Origin of the sequence: Candidatus Nanosynbacter sp. TM7-074 (assembly GCF_041006295.1) — a bacterium.
GTDB lineage: Bacteria > Patescibacteriota > Saccharimonadia > Saccharimonadales > Saccharimonadaceae > Nanosynbacter.
In genome coordinates, this window is sequence record NZ_CP158487.1 from 182,214 (window position 1) to 201,270 (window position 19,057).

The window sequence follows — 19,057 nt, forward strand, 5'->3', positions numbered from 1 at the left end:
ATGATTATAGTTTGTTATAATTAGAGTATGAAGCGATTTATATTGGGGATACTAATCGTTGGATCTTTGTTAGTTGGATCTGGCCAAGCGGTATTTGCGTCGCAGACAGACAATTTTACCATCACTAAATTTGACGCAGAGTACTCGCTAGGTCGTGACAGCGAAAATCGTTCGACCTTGGCGGCAACGTGGCGAATTACTGCTCAGTTTCCGCCTAACCAAAACCGTGGAATTGTACCGATATTTGTGAAGAAATATGATAATCATCCGACGAATTTTTCGTTGCAATCGGTGACTGATGGACAGGGTGTGTCGCTGGAGCATACGTGGAATGGCGATGAGTTACGAATTGGCAAGAAAGACGTTTACGTTCAGGGTGAAAAAACCTACGTCATCAAGTTCACCCAGCGTGATGTGACCAGGCATTATGACAATACGGGGCGTGATGAGTTCTACTGGGACGTCATCGGCAATGAGTGGCGCGTGCCGATGGAAAATGTACGCGTGTCCGTGAAACTTGATGAGTCGCTTCAAGCAGCACGGGCGAGTGAGGCGTTTTGTTATGTTGGTGCGCATGGTTCAACTAAGCGGTGTAATATCAGCGGTGATAAGGGTGAAATTGTTACAAATGTGAGCCGCCTGAATCGCCGTGAAGGCATAACGATGGCAGTCGGCTTTAATAGCGGTACGTTTACTGGGTATCAAGAGACGTTGGGTGAAAAGTTGATAAAAATTTGGGCAACGGTGCAGACGATAGCAAGTAGTTTGGCGGTTATATTGATGCTGTTGTTGGTCTGGCGTTACAAGCGCTTATTTGGCAGACATAATGAGCTGAAGCCGATCACGCCAGAGTATTTGCCGCCGAAACAAGCGAGTGTGCTGATCTCAGCGTATATTTTGAAAAATTACGAGGCTCTGGCGGTCAAAGGGTCAGCCAAGGTGGCGCAGTTGTTGGATTTGGCAGTGCGGCACTACATCAAGCTGTATGAAGTGAAAAAGGCGTCGTTTTTGCGGTCGGCACAGTACGAAATTGAAATTGTTAAAGATTTGAAAGAATTGAGACCTGAGGAATCCGAAGTTGTTCGGGATATGTTTGGCTCGTCAATGCCAAAGCCAGGCCAGCGGCTAAATCTGAAAAAGCTGCAAAATAATTTGTCATATGCGGCGCGGACACGAGATGATGATACAAATTTGAAGAATTTGGCCCGTGGTAACTATGCCTTGTGTGAGCAAAAACTGGCGAATAAGCGGATCGTGCAGAAGTGGGCTTTGTGGGTTTTTGTTATCAGTGTATTGTTGCTGTCGCCGATGTTACTGATCGTGGCGGGGATAGTATTTGCCTTGTCATTTGGCTGGTCGCTGACTGACGAGGGTTTGGCACTCCGGCGATATTTGGCGGGGCTGAAGTTGTATATTGGCGTAGCTGAGATGGAGCGTTTACAGATGCTTCAGAGTCCTGAGGGTGCAGAAAAAGTGAAGGTTGATGCGACTGATGAGAAGCAATTGGTGAAATTGTACGAGCGGGTATTGCCGTATGCGGTGCTGTTTGGACAGGAAAAAGAGTGGAGTAAGCAGCTGGGTCGGTACTATGAGCAGGTTGGTGAGCAGCCAGATTGGTACAGTGGTCAGGGCGCGTTCAATGCGGCGGCATTTGCGGCTGGGATGAATAGCCTGTCGAGCGTGGCCAGTAGCGCCAGTGATTACTCATCGACCTCTGGTGGCTCAACTGGCGGCGGCTTCGCTGGTGGCGGCGGAGGTGGCGGCGGAGGTGGCGGCTGGTAATCACTATGCCTGACGTTCTATTGTTAGCATTGGCGGCGGTTCTGCTGGTATTATCGGGCTCGTACTCGGGCTTGAACATTGGGCTGATGATGGCGCGGCCGGATGATTTGAGGCGCAAAGCCAGACAGGGCGATGTGATCGCTGCGCGGGTGTATCGCTACCGCAAGGATGGTTATTATCTGATCTTTTGTATTTTATTGGGCAATGTCGGCGTCAATACGGCGATGTCAATTTTGCTAGGTAATATGACGAACGGCGTGATTGGTGGGTTGATTGCCACGCTGCTGATCACGATGTTTGGCGAGATTTTGCCGCAGGCGATTTTTACGCAGCGCGGCTATCAGATCACGCGTTATTTCTTCTGGCTGCTGGATGTGATTTATGTATTATTTTGGCCACTGGCTCATCCAATGTCAAAGCTACTGAACCGTTGGGTTGGTAAGGAAGCGCCACAGCTATACTCACACCAAGAACTGGAACAGATTATTCACGAACATGCTGAGCGGTCGGATAGCCCGGTTGATTATGACGAAAGCCGGATCGCGACGGGTGCGCTGCAATTTAGTAAAAAGACAGCTGGCGATTTGGTAACGCCGATGAGTGAGGTATTTACGGTGGAGTTGGATGATGAGCTGGATGCGACGCTGCTGGCGCAGATCAAGCACGCTGGACATTCGCGGATCCCCGTCTGTAATGACGGCCGGTTGGCGGGAATTTTGTATGTGAAGGATGTGGTGGGGCGCGAGCTGCCGCTGCCGATTAGCCAATTGTACCGTGACAAGATTCATGACATTGACGCGCGGTCGCGGCTGGACACGGTGCTGAGCCGATTTATCCAAACCCGCAATCATTTGTTTGTGGTGATGGATGATGATAAGGAGCTGGGCATCATCACGCTGGAGGATGTGATTGAAGAGATTTTGGATCAGGAGATTGAGGATGAATATGACGAGGAGTAGGACGTTCGGATTCTGTTTCGTGGTATACTAAAAGATAATTTTAATAATAAAGGTGGTGGGTAGGGAGATTATATATGTCTAGGATAGGCTATGAAGGCGAGGGTGTTCCTGATCACCTACAAAATAAGACTATTGAAACGATGTTTCCCGACGCACTTTACGTGCCGGCTGTCGATTCTTTTACAGACATGAATGAGATATTTTATATTGATAAAAATCAAGCTAGTGGTTTGGGTAGGTTGGTTGTCGATGGTAGGCAGGATCTAAGATTGGTCAAGTCGGACGATTCGTTGGATGAGATGGTTGTATTGATGAAGGTGTGGGCTCAGGACAGTAAAGGGGAATTGCGCGAATATATTATTGCGGATTGCCGATATTGTGATGATCAATTTGACTTGATTGGCAATGATTCGGAAGTTGACTTTACCGACCAGGAAACCGCTTGGGGTGAGATTGACTATATACAACATCGGGTTATAGTTTCTGCGGTAATTGACAATATAGATGATGGGAAAATTGGGGTTTGGGGTGATCCAGATCTTTATGATGCTGCAATACACATGGCAAGGGTGGTGGACGAAGCGGTTAGTGGTCGCGACCGTACTGCGATTTCGGAGGTTTCTGAAAAAGAGGATGGTACTAGTCAGCTAAGGTTAAGAACGAGGGATTCGCAGCAGGACTAGTTTGCGATGTGTCAATTAAAATTAGTTAAAGTACTTGACTATTTACAGTACCTTGTATAACATAGTACTATGTATAGCAAAACTATAAGGAGCGTAGTATGAGAAGAATAGATATTATTAAGCGAGCCGGGCGCAACCTTCGCCAGTCGAAAGGTCGGACGATTTTAACGGCACTGGCGATTTCAGTCGGGGCATTTACGATTGGGCTAGCGATGATGGCGGGTGAGGGTGGTCGGCTATATACCAATAACATAGTTGATTCTGCTGGCGATAAGAAGGTGATTACAGTATATAAAAAAGCTGTTTCATCATCAGCAGAGGAGGAGGCTTTACCAGAATATAGCGACTCAAAAGATAAAAATAAAAGTAGCGAGGTAAAGGATCGTTCTTCATTGCGTAGCAAGTATTCAATGGGCGATGAAGACCTCACAAAATTACGAAGTATTCCGCACGTAGAAAAAGTGACACCATCCTACTCTACATCTGGAATCGTGTATGTTAAAAGTTCGGGGAATGGTAAGAAATTTACTCCAGACATAGCAGTTAAGGCGGACCGGACTCGGGCGGAATTGGCGGCTGGTAGTTTGGACGATTTTATATTGAAGTCGGGTGAAGCTATTATTCCAGAGTCTTATGTAGGAAAAATGGGCTTCGCTAGCGCTAAGTCGGCTATCGGTAAAACTATTACACTAGGTATCCGTGGCGGATCGTCATGGAGTGCTAGTGCTTCTAAAGAGATCTCTCTAAAAATTGTAGCTGTTGATAAACAGTCGGATACAACAATCTTCTATCAGCCTGCCGTGAGAATCTCATCAGACGACGCTAAGGATATTTACGAATATAGTCATTATAAGGGGTTATCTAACGAATACTCATTGGTGATTGTGTCTGTTGATGACGTAAAGAATGTTGACGCTGTAAAGGATGAAATCAGTAAAAGCTATACTGCGTCGTCAATTCAAGATGCTCGCAAGGCGCTTCTGACAATGGTTAATGTAGCTCAGATGGCTTTGATAGGTTTTGGTGGACTGGCATTATTAGCAAGCGTGTTTGGAATCATTAATACTATGTATATTTCAGTTCTGGAGCGAACTAGTCAAATTGGTTTGATGAAGGCGTTGGGCACGAGTGGCCGCGATATCGGTAGGTTATTTAGATATGAAGCAGCTTGGGTTGGTTTATTGGGCGGACTAATCGGTGTTGGTTTTGCGAGCTTGATAACACTGTTTAATCCGGTAATTGCTAGTGCGCTAAAACTGGGGGCGGGTACTAATCTTCTGGTTATTAATCCAATACAAATTATTTTATTGATAGTCAGTCTAATGGTGATGGCGGTGCTGGCTGGTTGGTTGCCAAGCCGTAAAGCAACAAAGTTAGACCCAATTGAGGCGTTAAGGACAGAATAGGAGAAATATCATGATTGAACTTAAGAACGTAACGAAAATTTACGGCAAAAAGAAAAATCAATTTGTAGCGTTAAATGATGTCAGTTTGAAAATTCCAACGGGCGTTAGTGTGGCGATTCTTGGTAAATCTGGCTCAGGAAAGTCGACATTGATGCACGCGATTTCTGGACTTGACCGTCCGCAGCAGGGTCGAGTGATTATTGATGGTCAAGATATTTTGCAACTGAAGCAGAAGCAAGTTGATGAATTCCGGGCTAAAAAAATAGGTTTTATTTTCCAGAGCTTTTTCGTTCAAGGTAACGAAAGTGTTGAGGACAATGTTAGTTTGCCGCTAGAAATCGCACAGATGCCGCAAAAAATGCGTGAAGCGAAAATCAACGAGGCTCTGATGGCGGTGGATTTGTATGAGAAGCGTAAAAGCCGCGCAAAAGATTTATCTGGTGGTCAAAAGCAACGTTTGGCGATTGCCAGGGCGATTGTTGGTGATCCGCAGATTATCTTCGCTGATGAGCCAACGGGTAATCTAGACAGCGAAACTGGCGCTAAGATAGAAGAGCTACTGTTTAACTATAACAAACAAAAAGGCGCGACGTTGATAGTGGTGACTCATGATGATGATTTGGCTAAAAAATGCGATTACCAAATCCGTATAAAAGACGGGCAAATTGAAGGTACTAATATTCCACAAGAGGAAAGGTATGAATCCCAGTGATTATGCTGAAAGCCTAACCATTCAGCTGCGTAAAGGTTTTTTGGTGTACTGTGTGCTGCTTTCCTGTGCTAAGCAGGAGCAGTATGCCGGTGACATTGTTAGGCGATTAAGTGATTCAGAGTTAATGGTTGTTGAGGGCACAATTTATCCGCTACTAAACAGACTGCAGAAGTATGGGTATTTACTGCATGAATGGCGGGAAAGTGAGCAGGGGCCGCCCAGAAAATATTACTCACTAACAGATAGCGGGTTTCAGCTAGTTGATGAGTTGAAGCATCGCATAAAAATGTTGAATAGTTCGCTTAAGGATCTTGAGAAAGGTGTGAATTAATGAAAGAGATAACTAGAATTCATCTAGCAAAAACGGCTTTTAGTATAGAAATTGAAGCTAAAAGTTCGCTAGAAAAATATCTTAATTCAATTCAAAAAAACATGCACGCTGAGCCGGAAGCTATGCGCGAAATCGAGGCACGGATGGTTGAGATTTTGGCAGAGCGCGGCGTAATGAAGGAAGGAGTCATTAGCGTTGACGATGTTTTAGCGATTCAAAAGCAAATGGGTGAGTCGCGTGATTTTGCTGATGGCGATGGCCCAGTAGATGATGATCTGGATGGTGATGGTTCAGAGTCAAAGCCAGAAAGGCAACTAATGCGTGATACTGATAATGCTATTATTGGTGGTGTTTGTGCGGGCGTGGCGGCATATTTTAACATCAATCCGCTATGGGTACGGCTAATTGCAATTGTCTCGTCGTTCGCAACTTTTGGTACGGCTGTATTAATTTACGTGGTGATGTGGCTATCGATGCCTCCGGCGAGTACGGCGTCAGATAAATTAAGAATGCGCGGCAAGCCAGTAACTCTGGCGGCCCTTAAAAAAGCAGCCGTTGAGGGTGGCTCAGTAATAGCTAATGAGAGTAGGGATTTGGCCTCTAAAATTCTTCGCTATTCTGCTGGAATTATAATTTTTCTGATGACTCTTGGGGTAGTGATTGGGCTGATTGTAGGTGGTGCGGTTGGTTTGTCGGTGATTGATCTGCTGAGTGGATTAAATGCACAAATATGGGCTTGGGGTCTATGGATTTCACTAGTGATTTGCGGCATTTCGGCGGCGGTTTTGGGTATGATGTTGTCGCGTAGCGTTTTTACTTGGACGATGAGTCGTGTGTCTGCATTCTCGATGATTATTGCTACGGTCGTTATATCTATGGGTATGGCCAGCTCAATTGTATTTGGCATGAAAGCTAGCTCAGAATTTATATATGAGTCGCAGTACCTGACAAAGAGAATGAATGTCGAAATTCCAGACGCAGATAATGTAAAAACAATTTCCATCAACGGCGCAATGGGAAGTGTAAAACGAACCAACTCTGATAAGCTGAAAATCGAGGCTGAGTACATAGAATTACCGAACATGAAGAAGCCGGACGTCAATGTACGACGCGAGGGCGATCGATTGATGGTGTCTATTGCTGAAAAATGTCCGCGAACGATATTTTTCAGCGGTTGCCAAATGTTCTATACGCCAATTGGGCTTAAGATTTATGCGCCTGCTGGCGTAAATGTGGATGGTCCAGCGTATTATGGCACTGATAGTGTAGATCACTCTGACGCCTAAGATAAGAATTAATTTGAATGATTTTACCGCTAATGCTACACTTGAAAGATGAAAGGTAATTTTTAAGCGTGGCTTGGTGGCAAGCAATTATTCTTGGTGTAATTGAAGGAATTACGGAATTCTTGCCGATTTCTTCAACCGGACATTTGACGATTGCTGAGAAACTGATGGGGATGAAAATCGACGATCCTAGCGTGGTGGCGTTTACGGCGGTGATCCAAATTGGGGCAATTTTGGCGGCAGTAATTTATTTCTGGAGCGATATTTGGCGCATTCTGCAAGCTTGGTGGTGCGGCCTGTGGTGGAAGCGAGCGCGCCGGAAGTTTGATTATAAATATGGCTGGGCGATCATCATTGGCTCAATTCCTATTGCCGTCGTTGGCCTTCTGTTCAAGCACGAAGTTGAAACGGTGCTAAGGAGTTTGTGGTTTGTGGCGATTGGGCTGGTCGGCTGGAGCTTGGTGATGTGGCTGGCGGATAATCGGGCGATAAAAAATAAGCGCAATGAAGCAGAGACCAGCTGGAAAGATACGCTGATCATCGGCGTAGGGCAGTGTCTGTCGTTAATTCCAGGAATCAGCCGTTCTGGTGCAACAATCTCCATTGGTCTGTTCCGCGGCTTTGACCGTGTTTCGGTTACGAAGTTGAGCTTCTTCTTGGGCATTCCAGCTTTAATGGCGGCGGGACTACTGGAGGTTGTTACCAAATATAAACACATTTCCGGCGGCGTTGGTTGGACATCGACCATTATTGCTACCGTAGTTTCGTTTGGCGTGGGTTATGTGGCGGTATCATGGCTGCTGAAGTTTATCCAGAGTAATAATTTCCGTCCATTTATAATTTATCGATTTACGATGGGGCTATTTCTATTGATACTGCTTGGTGTCGGGCTTATCTCTCACGTTTAGGCAAAAATTGTTATATAATGAAGGCATGTTAGACATCAAGTTTATTCGAGATAATGTCGATCTTGTGCAAAGGTCGGCGAATGATAAGGGTTATAAGGTCGATATTGCGGCATTATTGCAGCTGGATGATGAGCGTCGCGATCTGCAAAAACAAGTTGACGCTTTGCGTGAGCGACGTAATGTGATTTCGACACAGATGAAGGGTGGTCGTCCAGATCAGGAATTGATTGATCGGGGGAAACAGCTGAAAATTGAGCTAGCAGAGCGTGAAGGCTACTTGAAAGCCACTGAAGAAAAAATAGCCGCAATTCTGAAAAATGTGCCAAATGTAACTTTTGATGACGTGCCGCTCGGTGGCGAGGAGGATAGCGTCGAGGTTAAGCGTTGGGGCGAGCAGAAAACTGGTGCCGTGGATCATCTGGATTATGCTGTTAAGCGTGGCTGGGTGGATTTTGAGCGTGGTGCAAAAGTGGCTGGTGCGAAGTTTTATTACCTTAAGGGCGACTTGGCGCTACTGGAAAATGCTGTGACGCAGTTCGCGCTGGACTATGTGACGAAACAAGGATTTACTTTCATGACCGTGCCTCATATGGTCAATTTACGTACCGCCGAAGGTGCAGGCTTTACTCCAAAAGGCGAGGGTAGTAATGAATACGTGGTTGAGGGCGAAGATTTGACCTTAATCGGGACGGCAGAAATGCCTCTGACGGGCTATCACGCTGATGAAATTTTGGACGATAAAGATTTACCGCTACTATATGCAGGGTATAGCCCATGCTACCGTAAAGAGGCGGGAACATACGGCAAGCATACGCGTGGGTTGTTCCGAGTGCACCAATTTAACAAATTGGAAATGTACGCGTTTTGTTTGCCAGAACAGTCCAAGGAGATCCATGAAAAAATCCTCAGCGTCGAGGAAGCGTTGTGGCAGCAAATCGGCATTTCGTACCATGTGGTGAATATTGCCGCAGGAGATTTGGGCGCACCAGCCGCTAAAAAATACGACATCGAATATTGGTCGCCAGTTGACGGCACTTTCCGTGAGTTGACCAGCTGTTCGAATTGTACGGACTATCAAGCGCGTGGCTTGAATATTCGCGTGCGGCGCGCGGATGGTAGTATCGAGTCGGTTCATACTCTGAACGGTACGGCGGTTTCGCTGGCGCGGTCATTGGTGGTGATTTTGGAGAATTTCCAGAACGAAGATGGCAGCTTAACGGTGCCAGAGGTATTGCGACCGTATATGAATGGACGTGACGTGATATAATGAAAGACATATTAGTTAGTAGGAGGAAAAATGATTAAAAATATTACTATTACTGGCGTTAAGTACGAGTTAAACGATACGACTAAGAAATATGTTGAGCGAAAAATTGGTGGTTTGGGCAAATATTTACCACGGCATGCCCGTAAGAGCGCGACCGCTGATGTAAAGATTAAGCAAATCGATAATCCTGGTGGTAATAAATACGAAGTTGAAGTTATTATCAACGTGCCAGATAAGAAAATTACCGCTAAAGATTCAACCATGAACGTTTTGGCGGCAGTGGACATCGTTGAGGCAAAGTTGAACGGTCAGGTGAGAAAGTATAAGGATGAAGTGTTGGCGCACGTTGGTAGTAGCCGCGGAATTTTGGCTAAGTTGAAGAGAGGCTTGGGTAGAAGATAATTATTAGCTGAAGTTGGCATGAAGCGCTCATATTCTGGGCGCTTTTTCTTTTCAAATTGACCTAAAAACGTTATAATAAAAGAAGTTTTTTGAAAATGCCTGAAAGTGAGGGAGTTTTAAGTTTTATGGCAATTACACAACAAAAGGCGCTGAGTAAGATTTTTGGCGATCCGCAGAAGAAGATTCTGAAACGACTGCGAAAACAAGTTGACGTTATCAATGGTCTAAATGACAAATATGAAAAAATGTCAGACAAAGAGCTTCGAGAGCAGACGGAGGCTCTGAAAAAGCGTTTGGATAAGAAAAACGTAACCTTGGATACGATTTTGCCGGATGCCTTTGCGGTGGCGCGTGAGGCAGCCAAGCGTGTCATCGGCGAGCGTCCGTATGACGTGCAGTTAATCGGTGGTATGGTGCTGCATGAGGGTAATGTGGCCGAGATGAAGACTGGTGAGGGTAAGACTCTGGTGGCGACACTGCCGACATATCTCAACGCGCTGGAAGGCAAGGGTGTTCACGTGGTGACTGTCAACGACTATCTGGCACAGCGTGACGCGGGCTGGATGGGCCAGGTGTATGATTTTTTGGGCTTGACGACTGGTGTGATCATTAACGAAGCATCATTTGTCTATGACAAAGAGTACGATAATGAGCACCACGACGATCCGCGCATGCGCAAGCTCCGCCCGGTTACGCGTAAAGAAGCCTATGCGGCGGATATTACCTACGGCACAAATAACGAGTTTGGCTTTGACTATCTGCGCGACAACATGGTTAACGACATGGATCTGCTCAGGCAGCGCGAGCTGAACTTTGCCATTGTTGACGAGGTGGACTCAATTTTGATCGACGAAGCGAGGACGCCACTGATTATCTCGGCGCCAGCAGCGGAAAACCCAGATAATTACTATACTTTCGCCAAAGTTGCCAGTAAATTAGTGCCAGATGACTATGTTCTGGACGAAAAGCGCCGCAGTGTGGCCTTGACCGACGAGGGCGTGGAGAAAGTCCAAAAACTGCTGGGTATAAAAAATTTTTACACGCCAGACCACGTGCGCAGCGTTTACCATATGGACCAGGCGCTGCGAGCACAAACCTTGTTCAAGCGCGACAAAGACTATGTGGTGACTAATGATGGCGAAGTGATCATCGTCGATGAACACACCGGTCGTTTGATGCAAGGACGCCGTTACAACGAAGGTTTGCATCAGGCAATTGAGGCCAAAGAAGGCGTGCCAGTGCTGGAAGAAAGCATGACGCTGGCGACTATTTCGTTCCAGAATTATTTCCGTTTGTACAATAAACTTTCCGGTATGACTGGTACGGCGTTCACCGAGGCCGAAGAGTTCCAACAAATTTATTCACTGGACGTCATCCAGATTCCACCGAACAAACCAGTGATTCGCGAAGACAAAGAAGACCTGATCTTCAAGACCGAAAAAGGCAAACTGAAGGCAGTGGCTGAAGCTATCAAGGATTATCACAAGCAAGGCCGGCCAGTGCTGGTTGGTTCTGGTTCAATCGCTAAGAACGAACAGATTGCCAAATATCTGGAAAAAGAAGGCATCAAGTTTGAGATTTTGAACGCCAAGAATAATGAGCGCGAGGCGGCTATCATCGAGAAGGCTGGTAAAAAGGGCGCGATTACCCTAGCGACAAACATTGCCGGACGCGGTACCGACATTAAGCTCGGCAAGGGCGTTAAGGAGTTAGGTGGTCTGGTGGTGATCGGTTCAGAGCGGCACGAATCACGACGTATTGACAATCAGCTGCGCGGTCGTGGTGGTCGTCAGGGCGACCCAGGTGAAACGCAGTTTTATGTATCGACCGAAGATGATTTGATGCGAATTTTCCAGGGCGAGCGTATCGCGGCGTTGATGGATCGGCTGGGCGTCGATGAAGAAACGCCGATTCAAAATCGCGCCGTGTCTAAGACGCTGGAGGCAGCCCAAAAGCGTGTCGAAGGCTATAACTTTGATACGCGCAAAAATGTTGTTCAGTACGACAACGTCATCAACCGTCACCGCCGCGTGGTGTATGTCATGCGCCGCAAGATTTTGGAAGGTGACAACATTAAGCCAGAAATTGAGCGCTTGTTGAGAGCGAAAGTTAGTGAATTGACGACATTACCAATTAAAAATAATCCAAAGTTTGTTGAAGAATTTGTGGCGACTTTCCCGGTTGATGAGGGCAAACTTTCAAAAATTGGTAAGGAAAAGAAAGATAAGCTTCGCTACGAAAAGGCGTTGAAACTAGCAGAAGAAGCTTACGCAGCTAAAGAATCTGAGATTAGTTCTGATGATTTGCGTGGTGTTGAGCGCGAGGTTTATATGGCTGTGCTGGATACATTGTGGATGCAACATTTGGAAAATATGCAACATTTGCGTGAAGGAATTCACTGGCGTAGTGTTGGTCAGCGCGATCCGTTGGTTGAATATCGCTCAGAATCTCAGAAGTTATTTGAGAGCTTGCAGGCTAATTTACGCAATGAAGTTCTGGCGACGATATTTAATATTCGTAAAGCTGATGCTGTGGTTCATCAATCACAGGATGATGAGTATGACACAGAACTGACGCGCTTGGCGGAGAATGCTGTCGAGCGTGGCGTGAACGAAATTGGTTCTGGTGAAGAAAATCGTGATGATGACTTTTCGGTGAAAAAGGGGAAGACTAGCGCGGAATCTAATCGTGCTAAAAATCAAGCCCGCAAGAAGAAAAAAGCGCAGCGCCAAAACCGCAAAAAGAATCGTAAGTAGTCAGAAAGTTAGGCGATGAAACATACAGTTGAAGAAGTTAGGCTGAAAAATGGTGCGCGTGGTCTGCTGATTGATGTCCCAGACGCTACAGTGATGAGTTTTCAGGTGCAATTTAGGGCGGGCAATCGTTACGTCCTAGATAAAAATATCTATGAAACGGCGCATATCATGGAGCATATGGCGTTTGGTGCTAATGAAAAATTCCGTTCAGAACATAATTATGAGCAAGAATTCACTAAAAATGGCGCTTATCATAATGCCTATACATCAGACTATTCGATGGTTTACGAGGCAATCTGCGCTGATTTTGAATGGGATAGGATATTGGAACTCCAGCGGTTAGCAATTACAACGCCGCGCTTCAATACTGATGAGCTGGAGGCAGAAAAGGGCAATGTTCGTTCTGAATTAACGGGCTATCTTAATAATCATAACCGTGTGATGTGGCCACGCATCCAGCAGGCACTGGGTGAGGATATATTGACCTATAATCAGCGATTAAAGACGATTGCTAATATTGAGCTTAAAGATATAAAAAATCACCATAAGCGTACGCACACTTTGAAGAACATGCGGTTTGTGGTGGCTGGAAAATTGACAGGGCGAAAGTCTGCTATTAAGGAGCATTTGGAGGGGTGGCAATTGGAGACTGGTGAGAGGTTTGCGATTCCGCATGATGAGCCTCGTAGGGCAAATCCGGTTCTGATTCGACGCAAAGAAGCAACAAATCTGACATTTGGCTGGTCAATGGTCGTGCCGCGTGAATTAACAGATGAAGAGGCTGACGCTATGAGTGCCTTAAATCATATACTTACCGGCACGATGAGTTCAAGGATTTTTGGTTCGGCGCGTAAAAAAGGCTTAGCTTATAGTATATTTAGCGACACTTCAGTCGGTTTTTATGATTCGGCCTGGGATTTTGGCGGGCAAGTGAATATTGATACGGCCGAAAAGCTATTTGATATCATCGTCAGAGAGTTAAAGAAAGTGCTATCTGGCTCTATTTCTGCTGAAGATTTAGAAAGTGTTAAATCATACTCGCTGGGCCGTTATCAGATGGGCGCTCAGACGGTTGGTCAGATTAGTAATTTTTACGTAGGCCGGTATTTTGCTGATGATTTCGTTAGAGATTATGACGGGGTGCCAGCTTCGATTTTGGCAGTCACTTCAGAGCAGATGATTGAAACGGCTCGTCAATTCTTTGCGTCAAATACATGGACACTGGCAGCGGTAAGTTCAGAAGAAAAAGAGCTGCTGACGAAGCTACATGATAAGCTAAGTAGGCTTTTCTAAAGATATTAGATAGATTGACCGTGATATAATTATTCTATGAGAATTGTCATCGCTGGCTATGGTGTTGAAGGTCAATCTAATCTGCGTTATTTCCAGAAAAAGTTTCCGAGTGCCAGTTTTTTGGTGGCTGACGAGCGAGAGTCCGTCGATAATTTGCCAGATGGCGTTTCTCTTCAAACGGGATTTGCTGGTTTGGGCGACGCGGATTTGATCATAAGATCTCCCAGTCTTTCGCCAGAAAAAATAAAAACCAGCGGTCAAATTTGGTCGGCGACGAATGAGTTTTTTACAGAATGTCCAGCCACGATTATCGGTGTAACTGGGACGAAGGGTAAGGGAACGACGTGTAGTCTGGTTGCTAGTATTTTGCGGGCGGCTGGAAAAACGGTACATCTGGTGGGGAATATCGGCGTGCCAGCGTTGGATATTTTGCCCGAGATTGAGAAAAATGACATCGTCGTTTATGAACTGTCGAGTTTTCAGCTGTGGGATCTGGAAAAGTCGCCGCATGTAGCTGTGGTGCTGATGATTGAGCCAGATCATTTGAATGTTCACACTGATTTTGATGATTATTTGGCTGCGAAGTCGAATATCGCCAGATTCCAGACCTCAGATGACTATTTAATTTACAATTCTAAAAATGAGTTTAGCTTGTCAATTGCTGATGGCAGTTTGGCGCAGAAAAAAGAATATCCGTTTACTCTTTCGGGCGATATAATTTCGGCAATTCACCTGCCAGGAAAGCATAATATCGATAATGCCTGCGCCGCAATTTTGGCAGCAAGTGCGATTATCCCTGATATTTCTGATGATGACATAAAAGCTGGGCTGAGCAATTTTACAGGTTTGCCGCATCGCTTAAAGTTTGTCGCCGAGAAAAATGGCGTGAAATATTATGACGACAGCATTTCGACTACGCCTGGTAGTGCCGTTGCTGCGTTAAGAGCCTTCGCTGAGCCAAAGGTTTTGATTTTGGGTGGTTCTGATAAGGGGGCGGATTATAGAGAATTGGCTAGTGAGATTGTAGTTCAGCAAATGCGAGCAGTGATTATTAACGGTGAAAATGCTAGTGAAATCGCCAAGGCTTTAAATGAGGAAAAAGTTTCTTGCCGAGTTGTAGGCTTAAAAATGGCAGTGATGTCAGAGGTGGTTGAGACAGCAAAAAATCAAGCCCAGCCTGGCGACGTGGTAATTCTCAGCCCAGCCGCCGCCAGTTTTGACATGTTTAAGAGTTATAATGACCGCGGCGAGCAGTTCGTGGCGGCAGTAGAAAAGCTTTAACTTTGGTGAACCTCTGGCTTTAATGCGCCAATGTATGGTAAGTTTCGGTATTGCTGGCGAAAATCCAGACCATAACCAACAACGAATTCATTCGGTGTATTGATACCGACGTAGTCCGCCTGTGCCTCAACCTCACGCCTCTCAGGCTTGTCTAGTAATGAGCATATTTTTACCGAGGTAGCATTCTTGGCAGCGAACAATTTCCTCAACGCTTGGGCGGTTCGACCACTGTCAATGATGTCCTCAACTATCAACACGTGCCGATCAGTAACGTCAGTGTCCAGATCCTTAATAATCTTCACCGTGCCAGAAGATTCCGTGTCGTCGCCGTAACTGGAAACTGCCATAAAATCAATTTCCATGTAGCAATCCATCGCTCGTATCAGATCAATCATAAACGGTGCCGCACCGCGTAAAATCCCTACAACGACTGGGTTTTTATCCTGGTAATCCGCGGTTAATTTTCGCCCAAGTTTTTGAACAGCTGCTTTAATGTCTTCGCTGGTAAATAAAATCTTTTCAATGTCGTTATCCATTCTCATATTCTAGCAGAGAAGAGAACAAAGTTGTTCGATATACATACATGGACTCTAGTCGAAGAGAGGAGCTAAGAATATTCTTAGGCGGTATGTGTTATTGCGCACCGAAATCGAAGGGGAGGTTAGGGTTTCGCGTTGTCGAGGGTGATACATTGAAATGGCACTTTCCTTCGCCAGAAAAATTTGAAGCTGCTGTAGGTTTTGCCTTAAGGACAGGAGAGATAGGTGAAGCTGAAGCTGAAGCGAACCAAATTTAGAGGATTATAGAACGGCGGATATTGAACGTCAGACGCCAACTGCTTATTTTGATGAAGACGGTGGGATTGATAGGGTAGAGTGTTTACAATATTACGGCGAGCGTGAAGTTAAACTCAATATAAGTCGACATGGTATTGCTAATAAAATTCAAGAAGGTGCAGTTAGGCTTAGGGGAGAAGGTATTGAAAGTCTTAGTCAATATGCTACAGATCGTATGATTGAGGCTGCGGTGAAAAATCTTAGCCCAGAGAAGACAGAATCTATTAGGTCATGGTATGAGCAGGTGCGACCGATTATCGTAGATGCGTGGTCGCAGCGAGATCGGGCGAGATCTCGTATGGGTTATCGTATCATTCGGTGACCTTCCGTCGTGATACAATAATATATATGCAACCGCTAAAAAAGAAAATTGGAGAGCTGGAAAAGGAAATTGAGCAGGCTAAGGAGGCACTGAAGTTTTCTGAGCTGGAGCAGAAGTTGGCAGAGTTGGATGAGCAGCTTAACCAGCCAGAGATTTGGAATAATCCTGATCACGCTCAAGAACTGACCAAGCAGGCCGCCAATCTTCGCCAGACGGTTGAGCCGTGGCAGACGTTGACAGTGCAGGTGGGCGATATGGTTGAATTGATGGAGCTGAGCGATGACGATCTGTTGCCAGAGTTTCAGGCGCAAGTGGAAGCAATTGAAAAGGCGTTTGAAATTCATAAAACGGATTTGTTGTTTTCTGGGGAATACGATAATCGCTCGGCAATTGTGCGGATTTCCGCTGGAGTGGGCGGTTTGGATGCTCAGGATTTTGCGGCGATGCTGGAGCGAATGTATTTACGCTGGGTAGAAAAGTCGGGTATGAAAGCTGACACGCTGGAGCGTTCGACCAATGATGATGCCGGGATAAAGACGGTGGTGCTGGAAATTTCTGGGCCGTTTGCTTACGGAAAAATGCGTTCAGAGAACGGTGTGCATCGGTTGGTGCGGTTGAGTCCGTTTAATGCTGATAATTTGCGTCAGACCAGCTTCGCGTTGGTGGAGGTGTTGCCGAAGATCGATACGCCAGATGAAATTGCGATTGATCCGAATGACTTGAGGATTGATGTTTACCGCTCGGGGGGTAAGGGCGGTCAAGGGGTGAACACGACCGACTCGGCGGTACGAGTAACACATCAGCCGACGGGTATTACCGTGGCGATTCAGAATGAGCGTTCGCAGATCCAAAATAAAGAGACGGCATTAAAGATTTTGCATTCCAAATTGCTAGCCATGAAATTAGAGCAGCACGCTGAGGCTTTGTCTGATCTGAGGGCGGGCGAGTCAGCCAACTGGGGTAGCCAGATTAGAAATTATGTTTTGCATCCGTATACATTAGTCAAAGATACTCGCACTAAGCATAAAAACCGCAATGCCCAGGGAGTATTGGATGGTGATATTGATGAATTTATCACGGCATATTTAGAGCAGAACGCTAATTCTAAAAATATTTAGCTTATGGTATAATACTATTGATGATTCTGTTAGATAGAGTAACGAAGAATTATGGTAAAAGTAATAAGCCGGCACTGAATCGAGCTAGCATTCATGTTGGTGCTGGCGAATTTGTGATTATTGTTGGTACGTCGGGTGCTGGTAAATCAACACTATTGAAGCTTTTGACCAGGGAAGAAAAGCCGAGCTCTGGAAAAATTGTGGTTGGTGGAATTGATTATGATAATTTGAAGGATAAGCACATTCCGTTGTTGCGTCGTAAGATTGGTGTGGTGTTTCAGGATTTTAAGTTGCTTCCGAATCGGACAGTGTTTGAGAATATCGCGTTTGCGCTGGAGATTGCCGGGATGACTAATCGAGAGATTAAATCAACCGTGCCGAAGGTGATTGAGCTGGTTGGCCTTAAGGGTAAGGAGAAGCAATTTCCACATCAGCTTTCTGGCGGAGAGCGTCAGCGCGTGGCAATTGCCAGGGCGGTGGTGCGGCAGCCGAAGATTCTAATTGCCGATGAGCCGACTGGAAACTTGGACCCAAAGCACAGCTGGGATATCGTGCGCTTGTTGGAAAAAATTAATAAATATGGCACAACTGTTATTTTGACGACTCACAACGTGGAGATTGTTAACAAATTGAAGCGGCGCGTTATTACAATTGATCATGGTAAAATCACCTCTGATCAGGCGAGGGGGAGTTACAAGCAATAATGAAATCATCTAAATCCAGTAAAAGTAAGGATAATATTCGTATACGTCAACGCCGACGGGGCTGGTTGACTTTTGTGCGGATGTGTCGGTATGGTATTAATAACTTTAGTCGTAATGCCTGGCTAACTATTGCCGCCACTGCGGTGATGAGTGTGACGCTAATAATTGTATTTATGACATTGTCGGCGCGACAGATTCTGGTTGATACCGTCTCAAATGTCTCTAAACGTGCTGATATGTCAATTTATCTCAAGGGAGATACACCAGAGAAGGTGATTAAAGATATAAAATCTCGTGTTGAAAGATTAGATAACGTAGATGGTGTAAAATATGTATCCGCCGCGGAGGCTAGAGAAAAGCAGGCTGAGCAAAATAAGGATGACCCAGATACATTAGAGGCAATTCGCGAATCTAGCAACGAAATGTCGGCGACGCTTCGTGTTTCTGTTAAAGAGTTGAATAATCAACAGTCATTAAATAATTTTGTTAAAACCGACGATTTGTATAAAAAATATAAAGATCCTCGCAGGGAGCCGTCATTCTCAGGTGAGCGTCAGCAGGCAATTAAGACAGTTGGCAATTGGGTGCGTCTGGCTAGCATCGGCGGTTCGATTGCTACAGTCGTGTTTGTGGTGATATCTTCACTGGTGGTCTTTAACACTATCCGCATGGCAATCTTCAACCGCAAAGATGAGATTGAAATGATGAAGTTAATTGGTGCTGAACGTAGTTTTATTAGGGGTCCGTTTATTGTTGAGGCAATAATGTATGGGTTCATTGCAGCAATTATCGCCACAGTGGCTGGCTATAGTTTACTGTTTTTTGCTCACGACCCAATGACGAAGTACGGTATTCCAGTTGATAATCTTTTAGGGCATTTAACAGTTTATGGTGGGTTGGTTTTCTTAGGTATGATTTTGGTCGGAGCAACAATTGGCGTAGCCTCGTCTTGGGTGGCAACACGTAAATATCTTAAACTATAAAATATCCTTGACAGTCGGATTACGCTTA

The 19,057-nt window shown here is 45.5% G+C and carries 18 protein-coding genes; 17 read left to right on the forward strand and 1 reads right to left on the reverse strand.

Going from position 1 to position 19,057, the window contains the following annotated elements; genetic code table 11:
* Positions 1-27: 27 nt before the first annotated feature.
* The 13 genes from TM074_RS00985 to murD all read left to right on the forward strand — a co-directional run bounded on the left by TM074_RS00985 (position 28) and on the right by murD (position 15,066).
* On the forward strand, positions 28-1,782 hold the full coding sequence (locus tag TM074_RS00985) for a DUF2207 domain-containing protein (RefSeq protein WP_369000529.1): 1,755 nt from the start codon (positions 28-30) through the stop codon (positions 1,780-1,782).
* Positions 1,783-1,787: 5 nt separating this feature from the next.
* On the forward strand, positions 1,788-2,741 hold the full coding sequence (locus TM074_RS00990; protein ID WP_369000530.1) for a CNNM domain-containing protein: 954 nt from the start codon (positions 1,788-1,790) through the stop codon (positions 2,739-2,741).
* Positions 2,742-2,815: 74 nt separating this feature from the next.
* On the forward strand, positions 2,816-3,424 hold the full coding sequence (locus tag TM074_RS00995) for a hypothetical protein (protein WP_369000531.1): 609 nt from the start codon (positions 2,816-2,818) through the stop codon (positions 3,422-3,424).
* Positions 3,425-3,522: 98 nt separating this feature from the next.
* Positions 3,523-4,830: an ABC transporter permease gene (locus TM074_RS01000; protein ID WP_369000532.1), complete on the forward strand. Its 1,308-nt coding sequence runs from the start codon at positions 3,523-3,525 to the stop codon at positions 4,828-4,830.
* 10 nt (positions 4,831-4,840) lie between these two features.
* Complete coding sequence (locus tag TM074_RS01005; RefSeq protein ID WP_369000533.1) at positions 4,841-5,542, forward strand: ABC transporter ATP-binding protein; 702 nt, start codon at positions 4,841-4,843, stop codon at positions 5,540-5,542.
* A complete protein-coding gene (locus tag TM074_RS01010; protein ID WP_369000534.1) occupies positions 5,529-5,873 on the forward strand; it encodes a PadR family transcriptional regulator in 345 nt (114 codons plus the stop codon). Before TM074_RS01005 ends, TM074_RS01010 begins: the two co-directional genes overlap by 14 nt.
* On the forward strand, positions 5,873-7,159 hold the full coding sequence (locus TM074_RS01015) for a PspC domain-containing protein (protein ID WP_369000535.1): 1,287 nt from the start codon (positions 5,873-5,875) through the stop codon (positions 7,157-7,159). The genes TM074_RS01010 and TM074_RS01015 overlap by 1 nt, the downstream gene beginning before the upstream one ends.
* Positions 7,160-7,227: 68 nt before the next feature.
* Complete coding sequence (locus tag TM074_RS01020) at positions 7,228-8,067, forward strand: undecaprenyl-diphosphate phosphatase (RefSeq protein WP_369000536.1); 840 nt, start codon at positions 7,228-7,230, stop codon at positions 8,065-8,067.
* Positions 8,068-8,092: 25 nt separating this feature from the next.
* Positions 8,093-9,334 carry a serine--tRNA ligase gene (gene serS, locus TM074_RS01025; protein ID WP_369000537.1) on the forward strand — a complete coding sequence of 414 codons (1,242 nt, stop codon included), beginning with the start codon at positions 8,093-8,095 and terminating at the stop codon, positions 9,332-9,334.
* 30 nt (positions 9,335-9,364) lie between these two features.
* A complete protein-coding gene (gene raiA / locus TM074_RS01030; protein ID WP_369000538.1) occupies positions 9,365-9,736 on the forward strand; it encodes a ribosome-associated translation inhibitor RaiA in 372 nt (123 codons plus the stop codon).
* 125 nt (positions 9,737-9,861) lie between these two features.
* Positions 9,862-12,492 (forward strand): preprotein translocase subunit SecA, encoded by a 2,631-nt coding sequence (secA, locus tag TM074_RS01035; protein ID WP_369000539.1) that lies wholly within the window; start codon positions 9,862-9,864, stop codon positions 12,490-12,492.
* 15 nt (positions 12,493-12,507) lie between these two features.
* Positions 12,508-13,785 (forward strand): M16 family metallopeptidase, encoded by a 1,278-nt coding sequence (locus TM074_RS01040; protein ID WP_369000540.1) that lies wholly within the window; start codon positions 12,508-12,510, stop codon positions 13,783-13,785.
* A 36-nt stretch (positions 13,786-13,821) separates the two neighbouring features.
* A complete protein-coding gene (murD, locus tag TM074_RS01045; RefSeq protein ID WP_369000541.1) occupies positions 13,822-15,066 on the forward strand; it encodes a UDP-N-acetylmuramoyl-L-alanine--D-glutamate ligase in 1,245 nt (414 codons plus the stop codon).
* On the opposite strand, the gene hpt is transcribed toward murD, so the two are convergent.
* A complete protein-coding gene (gene hpt / locus TM074_RS01050) occupies positions 15,063-15,602 on the reverse strand; it encodes a hypoxanthine phosphoribosyltransferase (protein ID WP_369000542.1) in 540 nt (179 codons plus the stop codon). The genes murD and hpt overlap by 4 nt on opposite strands.
* A 475-nt stretch (positions 15,603-16,077) precedes the next feature.
* Between hpt and TM074_RS01055 the strand changes: the two genes are divergently transcribed.
* Genes TM074_RS01055 through TM074_RS01070 form a run of 4 tightly spaced genes read left to right on the forward strand, consistent with a single transcriptional unit; the run spans position 16,078 to position 19,029 of the window.
* Positions 16,078-16,224, forward strand: coding sequence for a hypothetical protein (locus TM074_RS01055; protein WP_369000543.1), 147 nt, complete (start codon positions 16,078-16,080; stop codon positions 16,222-16,224).
* Positions 16,225-16,250: 26 nt separating this feature from the next.
* Positions 16,251-17,342, forward strand: a complete 1,092-nt coding sequence (prfB, locus tag TM074_RS01060; protein ID WP_369000544.1) for a peptide chain release factor 2 — start codon at positions 16,251-16,253, stop codon at positions 17,340-17,342.
* Between the two features lie 20 nt (positions 17,343-17,362).
* A complete protein-coding gene (gene ftsE, locus TM074_RS01065; protein ID WP_369000545.1) occupies positions 17,363-18,046 on the forward strand; it encodes a cell division ATP-binding protein FtsE in 684 nt (227 codons plus the stop codon).
* Complete coding sequence (locus tag TM074_RS01070; RefSeq protein ID WP_369000546.1) at positions 18,046-19,029, forward strand: cell division protein FtsX; 984 nt, start codon at positions 18,046-18,048, stop codon at positions 19,027-19,029. The genes ftsE and TM074_RS01070 overlap by 1 nt, the downstream gene beginning before the upstream one ends.
* The last annotated feature ends 28 nt before the right edge of the window (positions 19,030-19,057 follow it).

Bases quoted from the DNA above. Each gene is read 5' to 3' on its own strand.
- TM074_RS00985 (WP_369000529.1), top strand. From the start codon at position 28: ATGAAGCGATTTATATTGGGGATACTAATCGTTGGATCTTTGTTAGTT.
- TM074_RS00990 (WP_369000530.1), top strand. From the start codon at position 1,788: ATGCCTGACGTTCTATTGTTAGCATTGGCGGCGGTTCTGCTGGTATTA.
- TM074_RS00995 (WP_369000531.1), top strand. From the start codon at position 2,816: ATGTCTAGGATAGGCTATGAAGGCGAGGGTGTTCCTGATCACCTACAA.
- TM074_RS01000 (WP_369000532.1), top strand. From the start codon at position 3,523: ATGAGAAGAATAGATATTATTAAGCGAGCCGGGCGCAACCTTCGCCAG.
- TM074_RS01005 (WP_369000533.1), top strand. From the start codon at position 4,841: ATGATTGAACTTAAGAACGTAACGAAAATTTACGGCAAAAAGAAAAAT.
- TM074_RS01010 (WP_369000534.1), top strand. From the start codon at position 5,529: ATGAATCCCAGTGATTATGCTGAAAGCCTAACCATTCAGCTGCGTAAA.
- TM074_RS01015 (WP_369000535.1), top strand. From the start codon at position 5,873: ATGAAAGAGATAACTAGAATTCATCTAGCAAAAACGGCTTTTAGTATA.
- serS (WP_369000537.1), top strand. From the start codon at position 8,093: ATGTTAGACATCAAGTTTATTCGAGATAATGTCGATCTTGTGCAAAGG.
- raiA (WP_369000538.1), top strand. From the start codon at position 9,365: ATGATTAAAAATATTACTATTACTGGCGTTAAGTACGAGTTAAACGAT.
- secA (WP_369000539.1), top strand. From the start codon at position 9,862: ATGGCAATTACACAACAAAAGGCGCTGAGTAAGATTTTTGGCGATCCG.
- TM074_RS01040 (WP_369000540.1), top strand. From the start codon at position 12,508: ATGAAACATACAGTTGAAGAAGTTAGGCTGAAAAATGGTGCGCGTGGT.
- murD (WP_369000541.1), top strand. From the start codon at position 13,822: ATGAGAATTGTCATCGCTGGCTATGGTGTTGAAGGTCAATCTAATCTG.
- hpt (WP_369000542.1), bottom strand. From the start codon at position 15,602: ATGGATAACGACATTGAAAAGATTTTATTTACCAGCGAAGACATTAAA.
- TM074_RS01055 (WP_369000543.1), top strand. From the start codon at position 16,078: ATGATTGAGGCTGCGGTGAAAAATCTTAGCCCAGAGAAGACAGAATCT.
- prfB (WP_369000544.1), top strand. From the start codon at position 16,251: ATGCAACCGCTAAAAAAGAAAATTGGAGAGCTGGAAAAGGAAATTGAG.
- ftsE (WP_369000545.1), top strand. From the start codon at position 17,363: ATGATTCTGTTAGATAGAGTAACGAAGAATTATGGTAAAAGTAATAAG.
- TM074_RS01070 (WP_369000546.1), top strand. From the start codon at position 18,046: ATGAAATCATCTAAATCCAGTAAAAGTAAGGATAATATTCGTATACGT.